At 71.1% G+C, this 25,978-nt stretch carries 24 protein-coding genes; 10 read left to right on the top strand and 14 right to left on the bottom strand.

From position 1 onward, the window contains the following. Positions 1–116 precede the first annotated feature (116 nt). Genes OG385_RS26555 through OG385_RS26565 form a run of 3 tightly spaced genes read left to right on the top strand, consistent with a single transcriptional unit; the run spans position 117 to position 2,767 of the window. A complete protein-coding gene (locus OG385_RS26555; protein ID WP_266858320.1) occupies positions 117–1,046 on the top strand; it encodes a sterol desaturase family protein in 930 nt (309 codons plus the stop codon). After that, positions 1,043–1,708 (top strand): lysoplasmalogenase, encoded by a 666-nt coding sequence (locus OG385_RS26560; protein ID WP_266858321.1) that lies wholly within the window; start codon positions 1,043–1,045, stop codon positions 1,706–1,708. The genes OG385_RS26555 and OG385_RS26560 overlap by 4 nt, the downstream gene beginning before the upstream one ends. Positions 1,709–1,726: 18 nt before the next feature. Beyond that, positions 1,727–2,767 (top strand): zinc-dependent alcohol dehydrogenase family protein, encoded by a 1,041-nt coding sequence (locus tag OG385_RS26565; protein ID WP_266858322.1) that lies wholly within the window; start codon positions 1,727–1,729, stop codon positions 2,765–2,767. Between the two features lie 17 nt (positions 2,768–2,784). On the opposite strand, the gene OG385_RS26570 is transcribed toward OG385_RS26565, so the two are convergent. After that, the gene (locus OG385_RS26570; RefSeq protein ID WP_266858324.1) at positions 2,785–4,323 is read right to left on the bottom strand and encodes a S8 family serine peptidase; all 1,539 of its coding nucleotides are present in this window, start codon (positions 4,321–4,323) and stop codon (positions 2,785–2,787) included. 219 nt (positions 4,324–4,542) lie between these two features. Here OG385_RS26570 and OG385_RS26575 point away from each other — a divergent pair, with 219 nt between their 5' ends. From OG385_RS26575 to moaA, 3 genes are all read left to right on the top strand, one after another. After that, complete coding sequence (locus OG385_RS26575; protein ID WP_266858326.1) at positions 4,543–4,914, top strand: DUF485 domain-containing protein; 372 nt, start codon at positions 4,543–4,545, stop codon at positions 4,912–4,914. Beyond that, positions 4,911–6,533, top strand: coding sequence for a cation acetate symporter (locus tag OG385_RS26580; RefSeq protein ID WP_266858328.1), 1,623 nt, complete (start codon positions 4,911–4,913; stop codon positions 6,531–6,533). Before OG385_RS26575 ends, OG385_RS26580 begins: the two co-directional genes overlap by 4 nt. Before the next feature lie 200 nt (positions 6,534–6,733). Further along, positions 6,734–7,723: a GTP 3',8-cyclase MoaA gene (gene moaA / locus OG385_RS26585; protein WP_266858330.1), complete on the top strand. Its 990-nt coding sequence runs from the start codon at positions 6,734–6,736 to the stop codon at positions 7,721–7,723. Positions 7,724–7,798: 75 nt separating this feature from the next. On the opposite strand, the gene OG385_RS26590 is transcribed toward moaA, so the two are convergent. Continuing rightward, positions 7,799–8,095 carry a hypothetical protein gene (locus OG385_RS26590; protein ID WP_266858332.1) on the bottom strand — a complete coding sequence of 99 codons (297 nt, stop codon included), beginning with the start codon at positions 8,093–8,095 and terminating at the stop codon, positions 7,799–7,801. 240 nt (positions 8,096–8,335) lie between these two features. Beyond that, complete coding sequence (locus tag OG385_RS26595; RefSeq protein WP_266858334.1) at positions 8,336–8,710, bottom strand: DUF3099 domain-containing protein; 375 nt, start codon at positions 8,708–8,710, stop codon at positions 8,336–8,338. Positions 8,711–8,922: 212 nt separating this feature from the next. Between OG385_RS26595 and OG385_RS26600 the strand changes: the two genes are divergently transcribed. Further along, entirely contained in the window at positions 8,923–9,198 is a 276-nt protein-coding gene (locus tag OG385_RS26600; protein WP_266858336.1) for a GlsB/YeaQ/YmgE family stress response membrane protein, read from the top strand. A 72-nt stretch (positions 9,199–9,270) separates the two neighbouring features. Here OG385_RS26600 and tyrS read toward each other — a convergent pair whose 3' ends face one another. The 3 genes from tyrS to OG385_RS26615 are packed head-to-tail and all read right to left on the bottom strand — an operon-like array spanning position 9,271 to position 13,514. Further along, the gene (gene tyrS / locus OG385_RS26605; protein WP_266858337.1) at positions 9,271–10,539 is read right to left on the bottom strand and encodes a tyrosine--tRNA ligase; all 1,269 of its coding nucleotides are present in this window, start codon (positions 10,537–10,539) and stop codon (positions 9,271–9,273) included. A 45-nt stretch (positions 10,540–10,584) separates the two neighbouring features. Next, complete coding sequence (locus OG385_RS26610; protein ID WP_266858338.1) at positions 10,585–11,994, bottom strand: metallopeptidase TldD-related protein; 1,410 nt, start codon at positions 11,992–11,994, stop codon at positions 10,585–10,587. After that, a complete protein-coding gene (locus tag OG385_RS26615; protein ID WP_266858340.1) occupies positions 11,991–13,514 on the bottom strand; it encodes a TldD/PmbA family protein in 1,524 nt (507 codons plus the stop codon). Before OG385_RS26615 ends, OG385_RS26610 begins: the two co-directional genes overlap by 4 nt. Positions 13,515–13,698: 184 nt before the next feature. Here OG385_RS26615 and fabG point away from each other — a divergent pair, with 184 nt between their 5' ends. Then, positions 13,699–14,415 (top strand): 3-oxoacyl-[acyl-carrier-protein] reductase, encoded by a 717-nt coding sequence (gene fabG, locus OG385_RS26620; protein WP_266858342.1) that lies wholly within the window; start codon positions 13,699–13,701, stop codon positions 14,413–14,415. Between the two features lie 4 nt (positions 14,416–14,419). After that, positions 14,420–15,187, top strand: coding sequence for an enoyl-ACP reductase FabI (fabI, locus tag OG385_RS26625; RefSeq protein WP_266858344.1), 768 nt, complete (start codon positions 14,420–14,422; stop codon positions 15,185–15,187). A gap of 26 nt (positions 15,188–15,213) precedes the next feature. On the opposite strand, the gene OG385_RS26630 is transcribed toward fabI, so the two are convergent. From OG385_RS26630 to OG385_RS26660, 7 genes are all read right to left on the bottom strand, one after another. Continuing rightward, positions 15,214–16,617, bottom strand: a complete 1,404-nt coding sequence (locus OG385_RS26630) for a UbiD family decarboxylase (protein WP_266858346.1) — start codon at positions 16,615–16,617, stop codon at positions 15,214–15,216. Further along, positions 16,607–17,347 (bottom strand): hypothetical protein, encoded by a 741-nt coding sequence (locus OG385_RS26635; protein ID WP_266858348.1) that lies wholly within the window; start codon positions 17,345–17,347, stop codon positions 16,607–16,609. Before OG385_RS26635 ends, OG385_RS26630 begins: the two co-directional genes overlap by 11 nt. Before the next feature lie 146 nt (positions 17,348–17,493). Then, on the bottom strand, positions 17,494–18,429 hold the full coding sequence (locus OG385_RS26640; protein WP_266858350.1) for an amidohydrolase family protein: 936 nt from the start codon (positions 18,427–18,429) through the stop codon (positions 17,494–17,496). An 82-nt stretch (positions 18,430–18,511) separates the two neighbouring features. Beyond that, entirely contained in the window at positions 18,512–20,767 is a 2,256-nt protein-coding gene (locus OG385_RS26645) for a molybdopterin cofactor-binding domain-containing protein (RefSeq protein ID WP_266858352.1), read from the bottom strand. A gap of 143 nt (positions 20,768–20,910) precedes the next feature. Next, positions 20,911–21,636 carry a GntR family transcriptional regulator gene (locus OG385_RS26650; RefSeq protein ID WP_266858354.1) on the bottom strand — a complete coding sequence of 242 codons (726 nt, stop codon included), beginning with the start codon at positions 21,634–21,636 and terminating at the stop codon, positions 20,911–20,913. A gap of 40 nt (positions 21,637–21,676) precedes the next feature. Continuing rightward, entirely contained in the window at positions 21,677–23,194 is a 1,518-nt protein-coding gene (locus OG385_RS26655) for a nucleobase:cation symporter-2 family protein (protein WP_266858356.1), read from the bottom strand. 104 nt (positions 23,195–23,298) lie between these two features. Then, entirely contained in the window at positions 23,299–24,690 is a 1,392-nt protein-coding gene (locus tag OG385_RS26660; protein WP_266858358.1) for an amidohydrolase, read from the bottom strand. Between the two features lie 250 nt (positions 24,691–24,940). On the opposite strand from OG385_RS26660, the gene OG385_RS26665 reads away from it, so the two are divergent. Beyond that, on the top strand, positions 24,941–25,270 hold the full coding sequence (locus tag OG385_RS26665) for a hypothetical protein (RefSeq protein ID WP_266858359.1): 330 nt from the start codon (positions 24,941–24,943) through the stop codon (positions 25,268–25,270). 15 nt (positions 25,271–25,285) lie between these two features. On the opposite strand, the gene OG385_RS26670 is transcribed toward OG385_RS26665, so the two are convergent. After that, positions 25,286–25,963 carry a FadR/GntR family transcriptional regulator gene (locus tag OG385_RS26670; RefSeq protein ID WP_266858360.1) on the bottom strand — a complete coding sequence of 226 codons (678 nt, stop codon included), beginning with the start codon at positions 25,961–25,963 and terminating at the stop codon, positions 25,286–25,288. Positions 25,964–25,978 lie beyond the last annotated feature (15 nt).

A 25,978-nucleotide genomic window follows, 5' to 3' on the forward strand; every position in this document is an offset into this window, starting at 1 on the left:
ACCGCTCCGGCGGCGCCGATTGGCGGAACTCACCAAAACACGCTGACAGAATGTCTCGCATACTTGTCAGTAACAACGTCTAGCCGGGGCCGTTCCGGCGGCCGTACCGTGCTGCCATGCCGAACCTGCCCGATGTCGTGCTGTGGTCCATACCGGCGTTCGTCCTGCTCACCGTCGTGGAGATGGCGAGCTACCGGTTCCATCCCGACGAGGACTCCGCGGGGTACGAGACCAGGGATGCCGTCACCAGCATCGGTATGGGTCTCGGCAGCCTGGTCTTCGACTTCCTGTGGAAGATCCCGATCGTCGCGATCTACACCGCCGTCTACGAACTGACCCCGCTGCGCGTCCCCGTCCTGTGGTGGACCGTCCCCCTGATGCTGCTCGGCCAGGACTTCTTCTACTACTGGTCGCACCGCGGCCACCATGTCGTCCGCATCCTGTGGGCCTGCCACGTCGTGCACCACTCCAGCCGCAAGTTCAACCTCACGACCGCGCTGCGCCAGCCCTGGACGTCGCTGACCGTCTGGCCGTTCTACGTCCCGCTGATCGCCATCGGCGTGCATCCGGCCGCGCTCGCCTTCTGCTCGTCGGCCAACCTCGTCTACCAGTTCTGGGTGCACACCGAGCGGGTCGGCAAGCTGCCGCGCCCCTTCGAGTACCTGCTCAACACGCCCTCCCACCACCGGGTGCACCACGCCTCCCAGGGCGGCTACCTGGACCGCAACTTCGGCGGGATCCTCATCGTCTGGGACCGGCTGTTCGGGTCCTTCACCCCGGAGACCGTGCGGCCCGTCTTCGGGCTGACCAAGAACATCGAGACCTACAACCCGCTGCGGGTCGCGACCCACGAGTACGCGGCGATCGCCCGGGACCTGCGGGCCGCGGAGAGCTGGCGCGAACGGGCGGGGCGGGTCTTCGGCGGACCGGGCTGGCAGCCGGCGCCGGTGACGGGGGCCGCGGCCCCGCAGCCGGTGGAACCCGCCGCCGCTGTCCCCGCCGCCGCTCCCGCCGTCCGGGAGACCTCCTCCGAGCGGATCGCGTGACGCGGGAGCGGGCCGCGCGGCTGCTGCTGTTCGCCTACGCGCTCGCCGTCCTGACCGACCTCTCCGCGCTCCTCGTGCACGGGCACACCGCCCAGACCCTGCACGCCGTCGCCAAACCGCTGCTGATGCCGCTGCTCGCGGCCCAGGTGTACGCGCGGGGCGCGCCCCGGCTGCTGATCGCGGCGCTGCTGTTCGGCTGGGGCGGCGACACCCTGCTCCTGATCGACGCGGACCCGGCCTTCCTCGCCGGGATGGCGCTGTTCGCCGCCGGGCACGTCTGCTACCTGGTGCTCTTCGGCCGCGGCCGGACGAACCCGTACCTCGGGGCGGGCTACGCGGTCGCGCTGGCCGCCACGGCCGCCGTGCTGCTGCCCGCCCTCCCGGCCGGGCTGCGGATCCCGGTGGCGGGCTACTCGCTGCTGCTCACCGCCATGGCGTACCGGGCGAGCGGACTCGGCCTGCGGGCCGGGCTGGGCGGGGCGCTCTTCCTGGTCTCCGACACGCTGATCGCCACGGGCATCGCGGACCTCCCACAGCCACCCGTACCCGGTTTCTGGGTCATGGCGACCTATCTGGCGGCCCAGTCCCTGCTGGCCTCCGGGGTGCTCCGGTCCTGGGGTGCGCCGGCTCCCGGGTACGGTGGCAGTCGTACATCTGTCTGATCAGCAAGGATTTGTCCCATGCGCGCCACCGTCATCCACGCCCCTCACGACATCCGCGTGGAAGAGGTGCCGGACCCCGCGATCCAGCACCCCACCGACGTCGTCGTCCGCGTCCTGCGGTCCTGCATCTGCGGCAGCGACCTCTGGGCCTACCGGGGGGTGGCCGCGCGCGTCCCGGGGCAACGCATCGGCCACGAGTTCCTCGGCACCGTCGAGTCGGCCGGCTCCGACGTACGGGGCTTCGCCACCGGTGACCTCGTCGTCGCGCCCTTCGTCTGGTCCGACGGCGCCTGCGAGTACTGCGCCGAAGGGCTGACCACCTCCTGCCCGCAGGGCGGGTTCTGGGGCTCGGTCGGCGCCGACGGCGGCCAGGGCGAAGCGGTCAGGGTGCCCTTCGCCGACGCCACACTCGTCAAGCTCCCGGCCGCCGCCGCGTCCGACGACCGGCTGCTCACCGGGCTGCTCGCGCTCTCCGACGTCATGGGCACCGGCCACCACGCCGCCCTCGGCGCGGGGGTGCGGCCGGGCAGCACCGTCGCCGTCGTCGGTGACGGAGCGGTCGGGCTCTGCGGCGTACTGGCCGCCAGGCGGCTCGGCGCCGAGCGCATCATCGCGCTCGGCCGGCACCGGGCCCGCACGGACATCGCCCGGACCTTCGGCGCCACGGACATCGTCGCGGTCCGCGGCGACGAGGCCGTCGCCGCGGTGCGCGAGCTGACCGGCGGCCAGGGCGCGCACGCGGTGATCGAGGCCGTCGGCACCGAGCAGTCGATGGCCACCGCCGTCGCCGTCACCCGCGACGGCGGAGCCATCGGGTACGTCGGTGTCCCGCACGGCAGCGGCACGGGTCTGAGCCTCAGCGACATGTTCAACCGCAACATCGCCCTGCGTGGCGGTGTCGCGCCGGTCCGCACCTACATCCCCGAGCTGCTCCCCGACGTACTGGACGGCACGATCGACCCGTCACCGGTCTTCGACCGGACCGTCGGCCTGGACGAGGTGCCGGAGGGCTACCGGGCGATGGACGAGCGCACCGCGCTCAAGGTGCTGGTGAAGTAGGCGCGGTGCGACGGGCCCTACCGGGTGACCGCGTGCAGCGCGTCGGCCAGACCCGCCCCGTAGAAGCTGTTGTGGTCCCTGCCGCCGTGGCAGACCGCGTCGGGCCTGCCGTCACCGTTGGCGTCGATCGGGTACGGGTCCGGGCAGGCGAGCCGGTCGGCCCCCGCGTACAGCAGCGCCTCGACCTGTGCGGGTGAGGCGTGCGGATGGCGGGACTTGATCAGGGCCGCGACCCCGGCGGCATGGGGGGACGCCATGGACGTGCCTGACATGTAGGCGTAGCCGCCGCCCGGCACAGGGCCGAGGACCGCGCTGCTGGTCGCGGGCGGCTCGGGGGGCTGGAACGCCACCGAGTCGCCGCCCGGCGCCGCGATGTCGATGACCCCGAATCCGTAGTTGGAGTAGGAGGACTTGAGGGTCTTGGCGCCGGTCGCGGCCACCGTGACGACACCCGGCAACTGGCCCGGAATCTGCGGGCACTTGGACGGGTCGACCGTACGGGAGACCGCTGTGCCGTCGTCGGGGCTCAGTGCGTCGGTGACCGAGTGCGAGGCGAGGTCGAACCCGTCGTTGGCCGCGCCCGCGACATTGACCGTGCCCTTGCGCTCCGCGTACCGGGAGGCCCGGGTGACCGCCTCGACCAGGGCCTTCTGGTCCGGGTCGTCCGTGCAGTTGAAGTACCACGGGTCGGTGAAATAGCTGTTGTTGGTCACATCGGCACCGTGGTCGGCGGCCCATATGAAGGCGCAGACGACGGCCTCCGTGTAGAAGAACGAGGACGCTGTACCGACCTTGATGCCGGACACCCGCACCCCTGGCGCGACACCGGTGATGCCGATGCCGTTCCGCGCGCCCGCGATCTCGCCCGCCACATGCGTGCCGTGCGGATTCCCCCCGCTGCCCGGCCGCCAGGCGCCGTCCGTGGTGTCGGGCCTGCCCGTCGCACAGTTCGCCGAGCCCGCGCGGTCGAAGTTGGGGGCGATGTCCGGATGTGTGTCGTCGACACCCGTGTCGATCACCGCGACGGTGACGGCACGGCTGCCGAGCGTCTTCTCATGGGCCTTGTCCGCCTTGATGGCCCTCATGTCCCACTGGAGCGGCTCCATCGGATCCGCACCGGGCGCGGCCTCCGCCGCCAGCGCCTTCCGCTGCCGCGCCGTGAGTTCCAGCGGTGTGGCCGTGTCCGTGGCGGCCTCGGCGGGCAGCGGCGCGGTGCGGGTGGCACCGGCCGATTCGACCCCTCCGGCCCTGCGGATGGTCCTCGCGAAGTCCGGGTCCGGCGAGTGCGCGACGATCACGCCCACCTTGTCGTACGCCATGACCACCGACCCGCCCGCCCGGGAGATGGCCCGCTCCACCGCGGCCGGCGTGCCGTGACCGGTCCCGGTGTTCACGACGTACGACAGGCCGGGACCCGCCCCGGCAGCCGATGAGTGCGCGGGGCCGCCGCCCTGCTCCGCTGTCGCGGTGGCCGGCAGGAGGCCGAGCGAGGCGACGAGTGCCAGTCCTGCGGGCAGCGCGAGTGCGCGCCACCGCCCGTATCTCAGACGATCCATGGGTTCTCCACATCATCCGTGTCAACCGCCCTGCTGCGAACCGCAGTTGGGCGCTACCCGACCAGTGAAGCCGACGCCGGCCCTTCCTGCCCGTCGATCGATCCAGCAGGAAGGGCCGGGCATTGAACCACTTGGCCCCGCGCGCCGTGCCCTTGTCGGAGGCCCGTACCGCAGGCCTCCGGCAGCCCACCCACCGCAAGCACGTCGCGAGGAGAATCCGTGGCCACCGATGCACCGCAGTTCCCGGACGGAACGGACACCGGACCCCGCCCCGGCCGGCCCACGACAGAGATGTTCACCGAGGTGCAGCAGAGCGCCGAGTTCGGCGAACTGCGCCGCGCCCACCGCTCCTTCGCCTTTCCGCTGACCGTCGGCTTCGTCGCCTGGTACCTGCTGTACGTCCTGCTGTCGAGCTACGCGGGCGGCTTCATGGGCACCAGGCTCTTCGGCAACATCAATGTGGCGCTGGTCCTCGGCCTCGCCCAGTTCCTCACCACGTTCCTCATCGCGTGGTTCTACTCGCGACATGCCGCGGCCCGGCTCGACCCGAAGGGCGCCGCGATCAAGTCCCGTATGGAGGAGCGCGCATGAGCCCCGCAGTCCAGCTCGCCGCATCGGCGACCACCCAGCACCGGCCCCTGATCATCACGCTCTTCGCGGTCTTCGTCGTCGCCACGCTCGTCATCACCGTCTGGGCCGGACGCCGTACCAGGAGCGCCGCCGACTTCTACGCGGGCGGCCGGCAGTTCACCGCACTGCAGAACGGGCTCGCGGTCTCCGGCGACTACATGTCGGCCGCGTCGTTCCTCGGCATCGCGGGCGCCATCGCCCTCTTCGGCTACGACGGCTTCCTCTACTCGATCGGCTTCCTGGTCGCCTGGCTGGTCGCCCTGCTGCTCGTCGCCGAGCCGCTGCGCAACTCCGGCCGCTACACGATGGGCGACGTCCTCGCCTACCGGATGCGCCAGCGCCCCGTCCGCACCGCCGCGGGGGCGTCCACCATCGTCGTCTCGATCCTCTACCTGCTGGCGCAGATGGCGGGCGCCGGTGTCCTGGTCTCGCTGCTGCTCGGCATCACCAGCGACGCCGGGAAGATCGCCATCGTCGCCCTGGTCGGAGTCCTGATGATCGTGTACGTCACGATCGGCGGGATGAAGGGCACCACCTGGGTCCAGATGGTGAAGGCCGTCCTGCTGATCGCCGGAACCGTCCTCATCACGTTTCTGATCCTGCTCAAATTCCACTTCAACGTCTCCGACCTGCTCGGCTCGGCCGCGTCGAACAGCGGCAAGGGGAAGGCGTTCCTGGAACCCGGCCTCAAGTACGGCGCTACGGGAACCTCCAAGCTGGACTTCATCTCGCTCGGCATCGCGCTGGTGCTCGGCACCGCGGGTCTGCCGCACATCCTGATCCGCTTCTACACCGTGCCGACGGCCAAGGCCGCCCGCAAGTCGGTGAACTGGGCGATCGGCATCATCGGCGCCTTCTACCTGATGACGATCGTGCTCGGGTTCGGCGCCGCGGCCCTGCTCAAGCCCGCCGACATCATCGCGTCCAACCCGGCGGGGAACACGGCGGCCCCGCTCGCGGCCCTGCAGATCGGCGGCGGCGCCGACTCCACCGGGGGTTCGGTCCTGCTCGCGGTGATCTCGGCGGTCGCGTTCGCCACCATCCTCGCGGTGGTCGCCGGGCTGACCTTGGCCTCCTCGTCGTCGTTCGCGCACGACATCTACGCCAACGTCATCCGCAGGGGGCAGGCCACCGAGAAGGAGGAGATGCGCGCGGCCCGCTGGGCGACCGTCGCGATCGGTGCCGTCGCCATCGTGCTGGGTGCCTTCGCCCGCGATCTGAACGTCGCGGGTCTGGTCGCCCTTGCCTTCGCGGTCGCCGCGTCCGCCAATCTGCCGACCCTGCTCTACAGCCTCTTCTGGAAGAGGTTCACGACCTCGGGCGCCCTGTGGTCCATCTACGGCGGGCTCATCTCCTCCGTGGTGCTGGTGCTCTTCTCGCCGGTCGTCTCCGGGAAGCCCACCTCGATGTTCAAGGGCGTCGACTTCGCCTGGTTCCCGCTGGAGAACCCCGGCCTCATCTCCATCCCGCTGGGGTTCCTGCTCGGCTGGCTGGGCTCGCTGCTCTCGCCCGAGAAGCCGGACGAGGACAAGTACGCCGAGCTGGAGGTCAGGTCCCTCACCGGATTCGGCGCCCACTGACGGCAGTCCGCGCAGGCAGTCCGTGCAGCAGCCCGCGCAGGTCGTTCGCGCAGGCAGGAGACGTGCCGGCGCGGGGGTCCGGTCGTAGATCCATACGACCGGACCCCCGCCTACCCTGTGGTAATCGGCCCTGTCGCTGTCACAGGTGTCGCGTAGGCTCGGTCGCGTACGCATTTCCGCTATCGGGGAGGGGGCCCACCGTGCTTATCGACACCTTTGGCCGAGTGGCCACTGACCTGCGAGTGTCACTCACGGACCGCTGTAATCTGCGCTGCACCTACTGCATGCCGGAAGAGGGCCTGCAGTGGCTCGCCAAGCCCGATCTGCTCACGGACGACGAAATCGTCCGGCTGATCGGCATCGCCGTGACCAGCCTGGGCATCACCGAGGTCCGCTTCACCGGCGGTGAGCCGCTGCTGCGCCCCGGTCTCGTCGGCATCGTCGAGCGCGTCGCGGCCCTGGAGTCGCGCCCCCGGATGTCCCTCACGACCAATGGCATCGGCCTCAAGCGCACCGCCCAGGCCCTGGCGGCAGCGGGCCTCGACCGGGTCAACGTCTCGCTCGACACCCTGCGCCCGGACGTCTTCAAGACCCTCACCCGCAGGGACCGGCAACGCGATGTGCTGGACGGTATGGCGGCCGCCGGCGCCGCCGGACTCACCCCGGTCAAGGTCAACACCGTGCTGATGCCGGGGCTCAACGACGACGAGGCACCCGACCTGCTCGCCTGGGCCGTGGAGCACGGGTACGAGCTGCGCTTCATCGAGCAGATGCCGCTCGACGCCCAGCACGGCTGGAAGCGCGACGGCATGATCACGGCAGGTGACATCCTCAAGTCGCTGCGCACCCGCTTCACGCTGACCGAGGAAGGCAGCGAAGAGCGCGGTTCGGCGCCCGCCGAGCGCTGGGTGGTCGACGGCGGTCCGCACCGGGTCGGCGTCATCGCCTCGGTCACCCGCCCGTTCTGTGCCGCCTGCGACCGCACCCGGCTCACCGCGGACGGACAGGTGCGCACCTGCCTGTTCGCCCAGGAGGAGTCCGACCTGCGGGGCGCGCTCCGCTCCGGGGAGCCGGACGAGGAGATCGCCCGGCGCTGGAAGCTGGCGATGTGGGGAAAGAAGGCCGGATCCGGTCTGGACGACCCGTCCTTCCTCCAGCCCGACCGGCCCATGTCGGCGATCGGCGGCTGACGGCCGTACCCGTCCGGCCTGCGCTCGGCCGGTTTCTGCGCCCCGCCGGGCGGCGTTCCGTCGGTCAGTTGTGTCTTACGGGGTCTGCGTCTCGCCGGTCTGTGTCTCCCCGGTCCGGCCCCTCTGCTCCCACTCGGCCAGGAGCACCACGTCCTTGAGGAAGCCGCGCACCCCCAGGAACTGCGACAGATGCTCCCGGTGTTCCGCACAGGCCAGCCATGTCTTCCGGCGCTCCGGGGTGTGCAGTTTCGGGTTGTTCCACGCCAGCACCCACACGGCGTCGGCCCGGCATCCCTTGGCCGAGCAGACCGGGGCGGGCGTGACAGCGGCGGGCGGGACCGGGGCGGAACCGGTCGAATCAGGGGAGTTCACACCTCAACCCTAGGCCAAAGCATCGCCGTTACGGACAGGCGAGGAGCCGGAGGGAGGGGCCGGAAAAAGGCGACGCCGAGCAGCCACGGGGGGAGCTGCCCGGCGTCGGTCCGTCGCTCCGACGGGGGATGCGGAGCGCCCCCAAAGTATGTCATGGGCCAATGGGACTGCGGCACCGGAACTTCATGATTGATCTGAGCTTTTCTTGAGCTTTGACACCGGCAGGGGATCGGCCCCGCCTCAGCCCTGCTCCGCCGCCCGTTGGTCACGCTCCGTGGTGGGTCCCTCGTCCGCCGGATCCGTCCCCGGAACCACGGACGACGGTTCCAGCGGCGGGCGGAAGGGCGCGGGAACGAACGTCGTGGGGAGCCCCGGAGTGTTCTCGCGGCCCGCGTTCGCGATTACCACGGCGATGTACGGAAGGAAGGCGCCGAGCACCAGCGTCCCGATCGCCACCGGCCGTGCCACGTTCCAGAGAGCCGCGGTCAGGATGACCGCGACGGTGCGCACCGTCATCGAGATGATGTACCGGCGCTGCCGGCCGCGTACATCCTCCTCAAGACCCGTCCGGGCCCCCGTGATCCGGAAGACCTCACCACTGCGCTGCTTCCGCATCACGCTCCACCACCCGATTCCTGCGCCGGACTCTCCCCGGACCGGACGGCACCACGTTACGCCGGGGCCCGGCCGCCGATAAGAGCGGGGCGCGCTCGTACCGCCCGTACCGGGGCTGCCGGGGCGCGTATGGAGGTGTCCGACATGCGCCGTATGGAGGATGGGCCGAAACTGGGGCCCGTGCGTATCCAGCAGCCGCATCAGGAGGCGACATGAATTGGTTGTGGGCCATCATCGTGGGGCTGGTGCTCGGCCTGATCGCCAAGGCGATCATCCCGGGCAAGCAGCAGATCCCGCTGTGGCTGACCGTGATCTTCGGCATCCTGGGCAGCGTGCTGGGCAACTGGGTGGCCACCGGGCTGGGGGTCAACGACACCCGGGGTATCGACTGGATCAGACATCTGCTCCAGCTGGCCGGCGCCGTGATCATCGTCGGCGTGGGGGACAAGCTCTGGACCTCGGTCCGGGGCAGCAGACACACCACCTGACGCCACGCACGCGTGAGGGGCGGCCGGTTCCGTACCGGCCGCCCCTCACGTATGTGCTGAGACCGACAGGACCTAGACGCCCGTGACCTCGACCGCCGCCAGGCTCTTCTTGCCCCGGCGCAGCACCAGCCACCGCCCGTGCAGCAGATCCCCGGCCGCCGGCACCGCGTCCTCGCCCGTGACCTTCACGTTGTTCACGTACGCCCCGCCCTCCTTGACGGCGCGGCGGGCCGCCGACCGGCTCGGCACAAGACCCGTGTCGGCGAGCAGTTCCACGACCGGCAGCAGGCCGTCGACCTCGGTGTGCGGCAGCTCGGAGAGCGCGGCGCTCAGCGTCGCCTCGTCGAGCTCCGTGAGCTCACCCTGTCCGAACAGCGCCCTGGACGCCGCGACGACCGCCGCGCACTGGTCCGCGCCGTGCACCAGCGTGGTCAGCTCCTCGGCCAGCGAGCGCTGGGCGGCCCGCGCCTGCGGCCGCTCCTCGGTCAGCTGCTCCAGCTCCTCCAGCTCGGCGCGGCTCTTGAAGCTGAGGATGCGGTTGTACGTGGAGACATCGCGGTCGTCCACATTCAGCCAGAACTGGTAGAAGGCGTACGGAGTGGTCATCTCCGCGTCCAGCCAGACGGCCCCGCTCTCGGACTTGCCGAACTTGGTGCCGTCCGCCTTGACCATCAGCGGGGTGCCCAGCGCGTGCACGGGCGCGTCCGGCTCCAGGCGGTGGATCAGGTCGATCCCCGCCGTGAGGTTGCCCCACTGGTCGCTGCCGCCCTGCTGGAGCGTGCAGCCGTACCGCCGGTACAGCTCCAGGAAGTCCATCCCCTGGAGCAGCTGGTAGCTGAACTCCGTGTAGCTGATGCCCTGTTCGGACTCCAGGCGGCGGGCGACCGACTCCTTGGTGAGCATCTTGTTCACCCGGAAGTGCTTGCCGATGTCCCGCAGGAACTCGATCGCGGACAGGCCCGCGGTCCAGTCCAGGTTGTTGACCATCACCGCCGCGTTCTCCCCCTCGAAGGAGAGGAACGGCTCGATCTGGGAGCGCAGCCGGCCCACCCAGTTGGCGATGGTCTCCGGGTCGTTCAGCGTCCGCTCGGCGGTCGGCCTCGGGTCACCGATCTGGCCGGTGGCCCCGCCCACCAGCGCCAGCGGCCGGTGACCGGCCTGCTGGAGCCTGCGGACGGTGAGGACCTGCACGAGGTGGCCCACATGCAGGCTCGCCGCCGTCGGGTCGAAGCCGCAATAGAACGTGACGGGACCGTCCGCGAGCGTCTTGCGCAATGCGTCCTCGTCAGTGGAGAGGGCGAAGAGCCCCCGCCACTTCAGCTCGTCGACGATGTCCGTCACGGGTCTCGCGTCTCCTTCGGTGTGGCTGGAAGTACGTCCCAGAGGTTATACGCCCTGGCTGACGGAACTCATATTGAAATCCGGGATGCGCAGGGCAGGCATCGCGGCGCGGGTGAACCAGTCGCCCCACTCGCGCGGCAGCGTCCGCTCCGTACGCCCGGCCTCGGTGGCCCGGGAGAGCAGATCGACCGGCGACTCGTTGAAGCGGAAGTTGTTCACCTCGCCGGTGACCTCGCCGTTCTCCACGAGGTAGACACCGTCCCTGGTCAGCCCGGTCAGCAGCAGGGTGGCCGGGTCGACCTCCCTGATGTACCAGAGGCAGGTCAGCAGCAGGGCGGGTCCGTCGTGCCCCGACGCCGCCACCATCTCGTCGAGCGAACGCTCCCCGCCGCCCTCCAGGATCAGATTGCTGATGGCGGGCGCCACCGGGAGGCCGGTCAGCTCGGCGCTGTGCCGGGTGGTGAGCAGATGCTCCAGCCGGCCTTCGCGCACCCAGTCCGTACGGGAGAGCGGCAGGCCGTTGTCGAAGACCGACGAGTCGTCGCCCGAGGAGTGCGCGAGGACGAAGGGCGCCGACTCCAGACCGGGCTCGGCCGGATCGCTGCGCAGGGTCAGCGGAAGCGGGGAGAGCCGGTCGCCGAGCCGGGTCCCGCCGCCGGGCCGGGAGAAGACCGTACGGCCCTCCGCCGCGTCCCGGGCGGCCGACGACCAGTACTGGTAGATCAGCAGATCGGCCACCGCGGTCGGCGGCAGCAGCGTCTCGTACCGCCCGGCGGGCAGCGCCACCCTGCGCTCGGCCCAGCGCAGCCGCTGCGCCAGTCCGGCGTCCAGCGCGGCCGGGTCGACGTCGGTGAAGTCCCGGGTGGCCCGGCCCGCCCAGGCGGAGCGGGACCGGTCGGGGGACTTGGCGTTCAGCTCCAGCGTGCCGTTCGGCTGGTCGTGGCGCAGCCGCAGACCGGTGGACGTACCGAGGTAGCTGGAGGTCATCTCGTGGTGGGCGAATCCGTACAGCTCGCGCCCGCCGGACCGCGCGCGGGCGAAGGACTCACCGAGCGCCGGCGCGAAGGCGTCGAAGACCGCCGACGTCGTCTCGGCGGGCGCTTCCGTGAAACCGGCGGACTCGGGCACCCCGGTGACCAGCGGCCGGGCGTCCTCGGCGGGGGAACCGTCGCGGGCCGCCGCCTCGGCGGCCCGGACCAGCGGTTCGAGATCCGCCGCGGTCACCGCCGACCGGGAGACGACACCGGACGCGGTGCCCTCCTTGCCGTCGACGGTCGCGATGACGGTCAGGGTCCGGCCGCGGGTCACACCGTTGGTCGTCAGCGCATTGCCCGCCCAGCGCAGATTGGCGCTCGAATGCTCGTCGGCGATGACGGCACAGCCGTCCGCGGTGGACAGCGCCAGGGCACGCTCGACGATCTCGTGCGGCCTGCTCGTGCGGTTCGACGGGGTCATCGCCCGGCCTCCTGGGTGGTGTTCAAGATGTTCACGCCGCGGAAGAGGGCGGACGGGCAGCCGTGCGAGACCGATGCGACCTGGCCCGGCTGGGCCTTGCCGCAGTTGAAGGCGCCGCCCAGCACATAGGTCTGCGGGCCGCCGGCCTTCTCCATCGAGCCCCAGAAGTCCGTCGTCGTCGCCTGGTAGGCGACATCCCGCAACTGCCCGGCAAGTTGCCCGTTCCTGATGCGATATGCCCGCTGCTGGGTGAACTGGAAGTTGTAGCGCTGCATATCGATCGACCACGACCGGTCGCCCACCACATAGATCCCGCGCTCGACACCCCCGATCAGGTCCTCCGTCGAGAGCCCGCCAGGATCCGGCTTGAGCGACACATTGGCCATCCGCTGCACCGGCACATGCCCCGGCGAATCCGCGTACGCGCACCCGTTGGACCGGCCGAGCCCCGTCAGCTTCGCGATCCTGCGGTCCAGCTGGTACCCGACCAGGGTGCCGTCCTTGATCAGATCCCAGGACTGCGCCTCCACACCCTCGTCGTCGAACCCGACCGTGGCCAGACCGTGTTCGGCGGTCCTGTCGCCCGTCACATTCATCACGGGGGAGCCGTACGCCAACGTGCCGAGCTGGTCGAACGTGGCGAAGGAGGTCCCGGCGTACGCCGCCTCGTACCCCAGCGCCCGGTCCAGCTCGGTGGCGTGCCCGATCGACTCGTGGATGGTCAGCCAGAGGTTGGACGGGTCCACGACCAGGTCGTACGCCCCCGCCTCGACGCTCGGCGCCCGCATCTTCTCGGCGAGCAGCTCCGGGATCCGCTCCAGCTCGGCGTCCCAGTCCCAGCCCGTGCCGGTCAGATACTCCCAGCCGCGCCCGGCCGGCGGCGCGAGGGTGCGCATCGAGTCGAACTCACCCGTGTCCGCGTCCACCGCCACCGCGGTGAGCTGCGGATGGAGCCTGACCCGCTGCTGGGTGGTGACGGTGCCCGCGGTGTCCGCGTAGAACTTGTTCTCCAGGACGGTCATCAGCGAGGCGTCCGCATGGGCGACACCGTCCGCCCGCAGCAGCCGCGCCGACCAGTCGGCCAGCAGCCCGGTCTTCTCGTCGGCGGGTACGGAGAAGGGGTCGGTCTCGTACGAGGAGATCCAGGTCCGGTCCGGGTGCACCGGCTCGTCCGCCAGCTCCACCCTCTCGTCGGACCCGGCCGCCCTGATCACCTTGGCGGAGAGTTTCGCCATCGCGACCGCCTGCCCGGCCACCCGCGCCGCAGCGTCCATCGAGAGGTCCACACCGGAGGCGAACCCCCAGCTCCCCCCGTGCACGACCCGCACGGCGTACCCGAGATCAGTGGTGTCCGTCGACCCGGCAGGCCGGGCGTCCCGCAGCCGCCAGGTCGCGCTGCGGACACGTTCGAAGCGGAAGTCGGCGTGGTCGGCGCCGAGCGCGCGGGCGCGGGCCAGCGCCGCGTCGGCCAGGGCGCGCAGCGGCAGAGCCGTGAAGGCTGCGTCGATCGAATGTGGCACGAGGTCTCCTGTCGTCACGACCGGTCGCTCGCATCATGTCGCGCGGACGCGTCCCGCTGCCAGATGCTTTCTGTAGGGACCCGACAGGGACCGCCACGCGGCGCTGTCGGAGGCCGATTCCTCCGAAGTGGGGCAGGACCGATAGTTTGCGTGAGTACCACACAGCTATCGAAAGGGTGATCCGTTGAGCCGCTCGGTTCTCGTCACCGGAGGAAACCGGGGCATCGGCCTTGCCATCGCCCGCGCTTTCGCAGACGCAGGCGACAAGGTCGCGATCACGTACCGCTCCGGCGAGCCGGCCGCGCTTGCCGAACAGGGGTTCCTGGCCGTCAAGTGCGACATCACCGACACCGAGCAGGTGGAGCAGGCCTACAAGGAGATCGAGGAGAAGCACGGTCCCGTGGAGGTGCTGGTCGCCAACGCCGGTGTCACCAAGGACCAGTTGCTGATGCGGATGTCCGAGGACGACTTCACCGCCGTACTCGACACCAACCTCACCGGCACCTTCCGGGTCGTGAAGCGGGCCAACCGCGCGATGCTGCGCGCCAAGAAGGGCCGCGTCGTCCTCATCTCGTCCGTGGTCGGTCTGCTCGGCTCCGCCGGACAGGCGAACTACGCCGCTTCCAAGGCCGGCCTGGTGGGCTTCGCGCGCTCCCTCGCCCGTGAGCTCGGCTCCCGCAACATCACTTTCAACGTAGTCGCACCCGGTTTCGTCGACACCGACATGACCAAGGTGCTCACCGACGAGCAGCGCGCGGGCATCGTCTCGCAGGTGCCGCTCGGCCGGTACGCGCAGCCGGAGGAGATCGCCGCGACGGTGCGGTTCCTCGCCTCCGACGACGCGTCGTACATCACTGGAGCCGTCATCCCCGTTGACGGCGGATTGGGCATGGGTCACTGATCACATGAGCGGAATTCTCGACGGCAAGCGCATCCTCATCACGGGTGTGCTGATGGAGTCCTCCATCGCCTTCCACACCGCCAAGGTGGCCCAGGAGCAGGGTGCCGAGGTCATCCTGACCGCCTTCCCGCGGCCCACCCTCACCGAGCGCATCGCCAAGAAGCTGCCGAAGCCCGCCAAGGTCATCGAGCTCGACGTCACCAACACCGAGCACCTCGACCGGCTCGCGGACCTGGTCCGCGACGAGCTCGGCTCGCTCGACGGCGTTGTGCACTCCATCGGCTTCGCGCCGCAGGACGCGCTCGGCGGCAACTTCCTCAACACCCCGTTCGAGTCGGTCTCCACGGCCATGCACGTCTCGGCGTTCTCGCTGAAGTCGCTGGCCATGGCCTGTCTGCCGCTGATGGGCGAGGGCGGCTCGGTGGTCGGACTCACCTTCGACGCCCAGTACGCCTGGCCGCAGTACGACTGGATGGGCCCCGCCAAGGCGGCGCTTGAGGCGACCTCCCGCTACCTGGCCCGCGACCTGGGCAAGCAGGACATCCGCTGCAACCTGATCTCCGCCGGCCCCATCGGCTCGATGGCCGCGAAGTCCATCCCCGGCTTCGGGGAACTGGCCGACGTCTGGAACAGCCGCTCCCCGCTCGCCTGGGACATGGCCGACCCCGAGCCGGCCGGCCGCGGCATCGTCGCGCTGCTCTCGGACTTCTTCCCGAAGACGACCGGCGAGATCATCCACGTCGACGGCGGCGTGCACATGATGGGCGCCTGACCCGCCCGTATCGCTCAGGACACCGCTCAGGAGGCCGCGCGACCGTCGAGCAGACGGCGCGCGGCCTCCGTGCGTCCGGGGGCGACCTCGATCCGTACCCCTTCGAAGCCGGGGCCGCGGGTCGCGTCCAGGGCCATCCGGGACGTCGTGCCGTCCGCCGTGGACGACGGGTCGAGGGGGCTGCCGGGCAGACCGCCGACCTGGAAGACGTCCCGGTGCGGCTGGAGATGGGTGGCCATCGCCCACAGCACCTGCGAGTCCCGGGTGATGTCGACGTCCTCGTCGACCGCGACCACCGTCTTGAGGTACGGGTCCCAGCCGAGCAGCCCCAGCATGATCTGCCGGGCCTGGCCGGGGCGGCCGGCGCGCATCGCCACGTACGCGTGGAAGTGGGTGCCCGAGGTCGGATAGTGCAGCGCGGTCACCTCCGGGAAGCGCTCCATGAGCTTCTGCGCCATCTCCGACTCGCGCGGCACCCGCGCCAGGTTGAGGTGTTCGGCGGTGCTGCCGCCCACCACGTCAAGGAGCAGCGCGTCCCGGCGCCGCAGGACCGTCTCGACGGTCAGTACGTTGTGGGTCGAGCGGTCCGACGAGTAGCCGGAGAACTCACCGAAGGGACCCTCATCGGCGCGGCGGGCGGGATCGATGAACCCCTCAAGGACCGTCTCGGCGCTCGCCGGAACCCGTATCCCGTACTTCGGGGTCCGCACCACCTCCAGGGGCGCCCCGAACAGGCCGCCCGCCACACACCGTTCGTCGGTGTCCGCGCCCACCCGGGCGGACGCCGCCAGCATGAACAGCGGGTGCGCCCCGACGACCATGGCCACCGGGAGCCGTTCGCCGTGCTCCTCGGCCAGCCGCAGCAACTGCCACAGATGGCCGCGCGAATGCAGGCTGGTGGCCAGCTCGCCAGGGCTGTGCACCATCGCGCGGTGGTAGCTGAGATTGCCCGAGCGGCCTTCGGCGTACGCGGGTGCCTCCGCCGCGATGATGCCGTTCGTGATGTACGGGCCACGGTCCGAAGCGAAGTGCCGGATCATCGGAAGCGCGCCGAGGTCCGGCTCCGCCACCACGTCGAGCACCGGACCCTCCCGCACCACCCGCGGCTCGCACCGGCGGGCCGACGCCGCCTGGTACGCGCGGTGCAGCCCCGCCGTACCGGTGCCGAGCAGGCGGGCGATACGGCGGCGCGATGCGAACACATTGGTGACCAGGGGAGCGCCGAGCCCCGCGACGTTCCGGCAGACCACCAGCTCGTCCCGGCCGCGGGCGGCCAGCTCCAGGACGAGCGCGGCCACGTCCTCGCCCTCGATCCGCTCATCGACGGTGAGTACGTCGTCGGGGTGGTCGGCGGTGTACCGGGCGAGGAAGTCGCGCAGGTCCTGGGAGGCGGCGGCCGGGACCGGCCCCGCCGCCGGCTCAGTGGTCACAGCAGACTCCCGCGTGCTGCTCGACCGAGAACAGCTCGCCCCACTCGGGAGCACCGACCGTCAGGCCCAGCAGATCGAGCCCGGTCCTGATCGCCACCCGGGCGCCGTCGTACACCGGCTTGCCCAGCTCCCGTTCCAGCAGCGCGGCCACCGGCGCGACCGGCAGCTCCGTACCCGTCACCACCAGGCACTGGGCGTCCGGCGAGTCGGCGCCGGCCAGCAGTCTCCGTACCCGCGACACCGGGAGTCCTGCGGCCTCCCGCGCCGTGGAAAGCCCGAGCGCGGTCACCGAGACCACCCTGAATCCGGCCGCCAGATAGGTGTCGGCGAGCCGCCCCGCGACCTGTTCGGAGCCCGGCGAGACCAGCGCGAGCGAGGTCAGCCCCCGGCGGGCGAGCAGATCGAGCTGGCCCAGCGTGACGGTCGACGCGGGGACGCCCGCCACCTCCTCGATCCGGCGCGCCACGGCCCGCCCGTGCGCAGCGCCGTGCAGATCGCTCGAACTGCCGCTCCAGACCACGGCGTCGGCGCCCGCGTCGGCCAGCAGCGCGGCCGAGCGGGTGAGTTCACCGGACTGCGAGGGCGCGATCGCCGGCCCGTACAGCACGTCCGGCAGGGCGGTGCGGGCGACCGGATGGGCGGCCTCGATGGAGACGGAGCGGCAGATCTGGCCCGACCAGCGCTCGACGCCGATGGAGGGGGAGGGGACGAGATGACCGATGCGCCGCATGACGGCACCTGCTTCCGTACCGGGGACGCCGGGGCACCGTGCCCGTGGTGGACCGCGTCCGTGGTGGATGTGCGGAGGGAGGGCCGGCCCGCTCCTGCGAGGAGGGGCGGGCCGGCCCGGGGACGGAACCGTCGGAACCGCTGCCCTCAGACGCGCGACGTACCGGCCGCGTCCAGCGAGGCGTAGGTGTCCGTGAGGCGCAGCCGCGCCTCCTCCTGGTCGCGCGGCGGGGGAGTGGGCTTCAGGCCCAGCAGCTTCGCCACGTTGTTGCCGAGATACCCCTCCAGATGCTCCTCGGAGAGGTTCATGCCCTGCGGCGGCGGGCCGCAGAGCACCTCCAGCTCCCGGGCCCACATGCCCGGTTCGTTGGGCGGCGAGTCCGTACCGAAGACCAGCTGGTGCTTCTCCATCTGCTGGGCGAACTCCACGATCCGCGACTGGAGCAGCCACCCCGACTCGCCGTACACATTGGGCGAGTCGAGGATCATGTAGAGCGCCTCGAAGCAGTAGACGCCGCCGGTCTGCACGCCGAAGTGCCCGAGGATGAAGTTGACGTTCGGGAACTCACGGATGATCGGGTAGAACTGCGTCGGGATCGAGTACGGCCCGTCGCCGGTGTGGATCAGGACGAGGACGCCCAGCTCGTCACAGACCCGCAGCACCGGACGGAGCCAGTCGAGCGCCCGGTCGGGCCGGTAGGCATGCATGTTGGCATGCAGCTTGAGCATCTTGTAGCCGTACTCCTTGACGTGGAACTCCAGCTCCTTCGCGCCGTTCTCCGGCCCGAAGCGCGGGTTGTACATGAAGTTCCCGATGAAGCGGTCGGGGTACGTCGTCACCAGCTCGGTGATGTACGCCATGTAGTCGCGGATGCCCTCGCGGCCGCCCCGCATCCCGTCCTGCCAGACGCTGTTGCCGGGCGGGGGCATGATGCAGCCGTAGTCGATCCGGCGGGGCTTGCCGTTGATCATGTACGGGCCGTCCATCATGGCCAGGGTCCGCTCACCGGTGAACGGCTCGCCGTCGTGGCGCCACGCCTGGTCCACGACGTTCGTGGGATGCATATGAGTGTCGATGATCAAGGTGCTGTTCCTTCCCTGCTGGTTCTGGTGGTACGTACGCGGTGCGTGCAGAACCGTCGGGGGACCCGGGGGCGGGCCCGCATCACCTCCCTTCGCTGTGGACGATGTCGTCCTGGGGGTCGCCGTCGACGATGTCTCCGGGGCGCACCGGCACCCTGGTCAGTGCGAGGCCGGTCGCGTCGCGCAGCGCGTTGGCGATGGCCGGCGTCGACGACAGGGTCGGTGGCTCGCCCACTCCGTTCAGGCCGTACGGCGAGTCCGGGTGGGGCAGTTCGAGCAGCTCGATGGGGACCGACGGCATGTCCGCGATCGTCGGGATCAGATAGTCGGTGAAGGACGGATTGCGCACCCTGCCTTCCTGCACATGCAGTTCCTCCATGAGCGCGAGCCCCAGGCCCTGGGCGCTGCCGCCCTCGATCTGCCCCTCCACGGCAAGGGGATTCATCGCCTTGCCGACATCCTGGGTGGTGGCCAGCTCGACCACCTTCACCAGCCCGAGTTCGGTGTCGACGTCCACCACCGCGCGGTGGGCGGCGAACGCGAAGGCGATGTGGGCGTCGCCCTGGCCGCGTTCGGGGTCGATGGGAAAGGTGCGGCGGTGGCGGTACTCGTACTCCGCCTCGACGGGCCCGTCCGCGAGCAGCACCTCCAGCGGCCCGTCCCCGCGCGCGGTCAGCTCCTCCCGTACGGCCTTGCAGGCGCCCTGCACCGCACCGCCGCTCATCCAGCTGATCCGGGACGCCGACGACGAACCCGCGTCGCCGGCCAGGGTGTCGGCGGGCAGCACCACCACCCGCTCCACGCCCAGCTCGGTCCTGGCGATCTGTGCCTGTACGGTCACGATGCCCTGGCCGCACTCGGCGGCCGCGGTGTGGATCTCGGCGACCGGCTCCCCGTTGGCCAGGGCGAGCCGGACCCGGGCCGCCGAACGGTCGTCGACCCCGCCGGAGAAGCCGATGGCCTTGACCCCGATGGCATAGCCGACCCCGCGTCTGACGCCCTCGCCGTGTGTGGTGTTGTTCAGCCCGCCCGGCCGGGCGAACGCGCCCTCACCGGCGGGCGGCAGCGGCCGGGCGCGCAGCCGCTCAAGGAGCTCGGCGGCGGGTGCGGGACCGTCCACCGACTGCCCGGTGGGCAGCACCGTCCCGGTCGTCATGGCGTTGCGGATGCGCAACTCCACCGGATCCATGGCGAGTTCACGGGCCAGCCGGTCGAGGTTGGACTCCACGCCGTAACACGACTGCACCGCACCGAAGCCGCGCATCGCCCCGCACGGCGGGTTGTTGGTGTAGACGCTGTAGCCGTCGATCTCGGCGTGCGGCACGTCGTAGGCGCCCGCCGCGAAGTACGAGCCGTTCGCTATGACCACCTGGGAGGTGGAGGTGTAGGCGCCGCCGTCGAAGAGCAGCCGCGCCCTGACGTACACGAGCTTCCCGTCGCGCGTCGCACCGTGCTCGAAGCGCATCCGGGCCGGGTGGCGGTGCACATGGCCGTAGAACGACTCCTCGCGGTTGTAACTCATCTTCACCGGACGGCCGGTGTGCAGCGCGAGCATCGCCGCGTGGATCTGCACCGAGACGTCCTCGCGTCCGCCGAAGGCCCCGCCGACCCCGGAGAGCGTCAGCCGCACCTTCTCCGGCGGCAGCCCGAGCGCCGCGCACATCTGGTGCTGGTCGTCGTGCAGCCACTGGGTCGACACATAGACATCGACACCGCCGTCCTCCGCGGGTATCGCGAGGCCCGACTCTGGGCCGAGGAACGCCTGGTCCTGCATCCCGACCTCGTACGTCCCCGCGACCACCACATCGGCCAGCCTCCTGGCCTCGGCCATGTCACCGTGCCGGATGCGGACATGCCGTACGACATTGCCGGACCTCCCGTCGACCCGCCGCTCGTGGACCAGCGGGCCCCCGCCGCCGACCGCCTGCTCGGGGTCGGTCAGCGGTTCGAGCACCTCGTACCCGACGTCGATCAGCCGCAGCGCGCGGCGCGCCGTCTCCGGGTGGTCCGCCGCCACCAGCGCCACCGGTTCGCCCTGGTAGCGCACCCGGTCGGCGGCCAGCACCGGCTGGTCGGCGACCTTCATCCCGTACAGCGGCCGGCCCGGCACATCCTCGTGCGTGAGCACCGCGACCACGCCGGGCAGCCGGAGCGCGGGGGCGGTGTCGAGACGCACGATCCGCGCGCAGGGGTGCGGGCTGCGCAGGGTCGCACCCCACACCATCGCGTCGTCGTGCAGATCGGATGCGTACGCGAAGGCACCCTGGACCTTCAGCCGGCCGTCTGGCCGCAGGACGCTCTCGCCGACTCCCTGCCGGATGCCGGTGACGGTGCTCACGGACCATCACTTCCCTTCTGCTGTAGGGGATGCGGTACGGGGCTGCCGCACGGGAGCCGCGGCGTGGACGGCGGGCGCAGGGGGCCTGCCCCCCCCGATCCGGAGGGCGGGCGCCGGAGTCTTCGCGACCCGGGCGACAGGCCCTACGGCCCGACCGGGTGTACGGGAGCGGGCCCGCCCTCCGTACGGTCGGGGCCCGGCGCCACCGCCTGCGACAGCCGGATCCGCAGCCGCCTGATGTGGTCGCGGGCCGCGAGCTCGGCCGCGTCCGGGTCGCCCGCCGTCATCGCCTCGAAGATCCGGCGGTGCTCCTCGACGGCGAGCCGGGGGGCCTGGGGGCTGCGCCAGAGCGCGTGCAGCGCGAGGTGGGCCTTGCCCTGCACGGTGTCCAGGGCCGCGGTGAGATGGGGGTTGCCCGCGACCTCGCGGATGAGGCGGTGGTAGGCCATGTCCATCTCGGTGTGCGCCTGCTCGTCGTCGCCCGCCGCCACGACCCGCTCGTGCCGCTCCAGGAGGTCGCGCAGTTCGGAGACCCTGGTGGCGTCGAGCCGCTCGGTGGCGAGCCGGGCGGCCAGCCCCTCCATCACCTCGCGGACCACGTACAGCTGGCGCACGTCCTCGACGTCGACGGTGGCGACCACGGCGCCCCGGTGGGCGATGTGGGTGGCCAGGCCGTCGTGGATCAGCCGCTGCACGGCCTCGCGGACCGGGCTGCGGCTGATGCCCAGCTGGGTGGCGAGCGCGGGCACGGAGAGCGCGTCGCCGGGGCGCAGCCGGTTGGCCAGCACCGCCCCCTTGAGCTCCTCGTACGCCCGGTCGGCAAGCAGGCTTCCGGCCGCGACCGGGTTCACTGCTCTCTCCGTCGACATGCCCCAACTCCCTCTACGACGCTCAGCTGCTCCGAGGCTCTTACGACGCCTCGTCCGATGTGCTGGGGATCGTGCTCTCCAGCTGTTCTTCATGTTGCATGTAATCTTCGGACGGGTCAATGGAGCGTGCAGCCCTCTTCCGGTGCCCCGGCAGCCTGAGATGGTGGAAGAACAGGTTGAGCAGCACAGCCGTCAGGGTGCCCAGAATGATGCCGCTCTCGAAGAGTGCATGCAGTTGGCGGCCCGGCATCTGATCGGCGAACTGGGGGAACGCGGTCGGCAGGAAACCGACGCCCACGCTCGCGGCGACCAGGATCGTGTTGCGCTGGTCGCCGAGGTCGGCCTGGACCAGGATCTGCACCCCCACCACGGCGATGGTGGAGAACAGCACGATCGTCGCGCCGCCCAGCACGGACGCCGGCATCGCGGCCACCACCGCGCCCACCTTCGGCACCACGCCGAGCACCATCATGATCACGCCGGACGCCGCGACGATCCACCGGCTCTTCACCCGGGTCAGTCCGATCAGCCCGATGTTCTGCGAATAGACCGTGCTGGGAAAGGAGTTGAGGAGCCCGGCGATCACTGTCGCGAGGCCGTCCGCGCGCAGCGCCCGGGTCACCTGCCGGCCGTCCACCTCGCGGCCGACGATCCTGCCCACCGCGAAGAACTGCCCGATGGACTCCACCGCGATGATGATCATCACCAGGACGATGGAGAGCACCGCGGTCATCTCGAAACGCGGCGCCCCGTAGTGCAGCGGGGCCGTGACGCCCAGCCAGGCGGAGCCGCCGATCCCCGAGAAGTCGGTCTCCCCGGCGAGCGCGGCCACCACCGTGCCCGCGACCAGGCCGAGCAGTACCGCCACCGTGGCCAGGAAGCCCCGGGAGAACTTGTGCAGCAGCAGGATCACCAGCAGGGTGACCCCCGCGAGGCCCAGATGGACCGGTGAGCCGAAGGTGCGCTGCGAGGGGTCCCCGCCGCCCACCTGCCGGGCCGCCACCGCGAGCAGGGTGATCCCGACGATGGTCACGATGGTGCCGGTGACCAGCGGCGGGAAGAACCTGACCAGTCTGCTGAAGAACGGCGCGATCACGAAGAGCGCGAGCCCGGCGGCGATCACCGCCCCGAAGACGGTCGGCAGTCCGGCCTTCGCCCCGCCCGCGGCCAGGCCCACCGACACGAGCGAGGGCACCGCCGTCGTCGACGTGCCCTGCACCACCGGCAGCCGGATGCCGATCCCGGGCAGCCCCACGGACTGCAGCAGCGTGGCGAGACCGCAGGTCAGCAGCGAGGCGTTGACCAGCATCCCGATGTCATCGGCGGGCATCCCGATGCCCTGGGCGACCAGCAGCGGCATGACGACCGCACCGGCGTAGAAGGCCAGCACGTGCTGGAGCCCGTAGACGGCCAGCCGCCAGAACGCCGGCACGGCATCGACCTGATCCGGATCGGCCGGCCCGACGGCGCCCGCGTCCACCGGGACAGGGACCTGGACCGGGTCCGGCCCGGGCTCCCGGGCCCGGCCCGTACTGCCCTGAACTGCCTTGCGCGACATGTGCGTTCTCCCTCCACCCGCCCCACGGCGGGGGTTGTTCACTGCGCACGTACGGGGGCCGCGGACGGGCAGCCGACAGGGAAATCGGTCGGTCGGGGGTGTGGTCAGTGGTTCCAGGGGCGGATCAGTCCGCCGAAGCCGGCACGCGACACGAGCTGTTCGGACCGCTCCTGGGCCTCGGCGAGCAGTGCCTCCTCGTCCACCAGCACGCAGCGGCCGTCCTCGAAGACGACCCGCCCGTCGACGACGGTCAGCTCCACGTCGGAGCCGCGCGACGCGTACACGAGGGCGGAGACGGTGCGGTGCAGCGGCACCTGGTGCGGGCGGTCCAGGGCGACCACGGCGAGATCCGCGGGGGCGCCGGCGGTCAGGATGCCGGCCCCCGTACCCGCATAGCGGGCGCCCTCCCGGGTGGCCAGCTCCAGCGCCTCCTCGCAGCGCGCGGCGGCCGGGTCGAGGGTGTGCTGGCGCTGCCCGAAGAGCGTCTGCTTCATCACCTCGAACATGTCCTGGCGGTGCCCGGCGCTGGGGCCGTCGGTGCCGAGCGCCACCACGGCGCCCGCCTCCCGCAGTTCGCGCAGCCGCATCACACCCGAGGCCAGATAGGCGTTGGACACGGGATTGTGGGCCACACCGGCCCGCCGCTCGCCGATCCGGCGGATCTCCGCGCCGTCCAGCCACACGGCGTGCGCGAGGGTGGTCCGCTCGTCGAGCAGCCCCTCGGCGGCAAGCCACTCGACCGGTCTGACGCCGTACGCCTCCAGATAGCTCTCCGGGTCCTTCGCCCCTTCGCTGCAGTGCGTGTGCCAGCGCGTCCCGGACTCGGCGGCCAGCGCCGCCGCGCCCCTGACCAGGTCCTGGTCCACGTAACTGAGGTTGAGGGGGGCCGGCCAGATCTCCACGGTGGAGCCGGGCGGCCGCCGCCGCATGCACTCCCGGGTGAGTTCCAGCTCCTCGGCGACGGAGTACCGGAAGAGCGCGGGAGGCAGCCCCCGCGCGAGCGCCACCGGGGTCCGGTGTCCGATCATGCCGCGGGCCACCGCGCCGCGCAGCCCCGCCGATTCGACGGCCGCCGCCACCGCGAGCACGGTCTCCGGGTCGGTGGGCGCGTAGTGGTTGTCGATGACGGTGGTGATGCCCGAGCGCAGCGCCTCCACCGCGCCGAGAGTGGCGGCGACCCTGGCGTCGTCGGGGGTCACGGCTATGGAGTACGGCCACATGAACTCGCACAGCCAGGGCCAGATGGAGAGGCCCTCGCCCAGTCCGCGGGCGAGGGACTGGAACAGATGGCTGTGCCCGTCGGTGAAGCCCGGGACGACGGCCCGGCCCCGGCAGTCGACCGTGCGGGCCGCCTGCCACGCGGCATCGGTCTCCGCCGCCGGGCCCACCGCCGCGATGCGGTTCCCGGTGATGGCGACCGAGCCCGGTTCGTACACGGCCCGCCGGCCGTCGACGGTCACCACTCGTCCGCCCGACAGCAGAAGATCGCACTCCATGGGGGCCTCCAGAGGCTCTGTGGTCTGTGGTGGGGGGTCTGTGATGTGGGATCTGGGGTCTGGGGAAGCCGGCTACGGGATACTCAACATTGCATGTAACATATTCCGGCCCGGGTGCATGTCAACCCTTCTCACGTCACTTCCGCCGCCCGCCCCGGCTGTCCCCCCCCCGACTCGTGGAACGGAGCGAACGACCGCAGACTGATCAGGCCGGGGCACTCCCCGGCTCACCCGGGGAGGAGGCACGGGCATGCGTTCGATCCGCTACCGGACAGCGGTCCTGCTCGTGGCCTCGGCCGGAGTGGCGGGGCTCGCCGCCCCCACGAGCGTGCAGGCGGAGCCGGCCCCCTTCGGCGCCGGATGCCTCATATCCCTCAGGGGCTCGCACACGACAGCCACCTGTCACAACAGATACGTCGGGACCGACCGGGTCGCCCTGCACGTCGAGTGCGCCCGCTGGTGGGACATCGACATGGACAGCGCGCCGGTCGAGGTCGGCCCCGCGCAGAGCGTGCGGCTCACCGGCCGCTGCTGGAAAGAGATCAGCTCGGTCTGGGTGACACACCGGCGGGCGGACTGAGCCGCGCGGAACCCCTCAGGCGGAGGCCTCCAGGCAGTTGGCGAACGCGTGGCTCGCCGCCTCGGTGGCTGCCAGGTCCCCGTCGCCGTTCCGGATCGCGTCGATCAGCCGGGTGTGGTCCATGTACCCCTCGGGCCGCAGCTCGCGCCCCACGTCGTCCCGGAGCCAGTCGCGGAGCAGGTCGCCCAGGTCGGCGTAGAGCTCGGTCAGTACGTCGTTGTGCGAGGCGTTCACGATCGCCAGGTGCAGGGTCGCGTCGGCGGCCACGAACGCCTCCGCGTCACCCGCCTCCCAGGTCCGCTCCCGCTCGGCGAGCAGGCCCGCCAGCTGCTTCATGTCCCGCTCGGTGCGCCGCTCGGCGGCCAGCCGGGCGGCCGACGACTCCAGGGTCGAGCGCAGTTCCGCCACGTGCCGCGGGTCGGCCGCGGCGAACCGCCGGTGCATCACCCCGGCCAGCTCACTGGTGGCGACCACATAGGTGCCGGAGCCCTGCCGGATGTCCAGCAGCCCGTTGTGCGCGAGAGCGCGCACCGCCTCCCGGACGGTATTGCGGGCCACTCCCAGCTGCTCGACCAGTTCGGGCTCGGTCGGGATGCGTGAACCGACCGGCCACTCGCCGGAGGTGATCTGGTTCCGCAGTTCGGTGATCACCTGGTCGGCGAGTGCGGAACGCCGGGGGGTGTTCAGCGCCATGGTGCTCCTCGTTCG

It is taken from the genome of Streptomyces sp. NBC_01306, assembly GCF_026340465.1.
Lineage (GTDB): Bacteria > Actinomycetota > Actinomycetes > Streptomycetales > Streptomycetaceae > Streptomyces.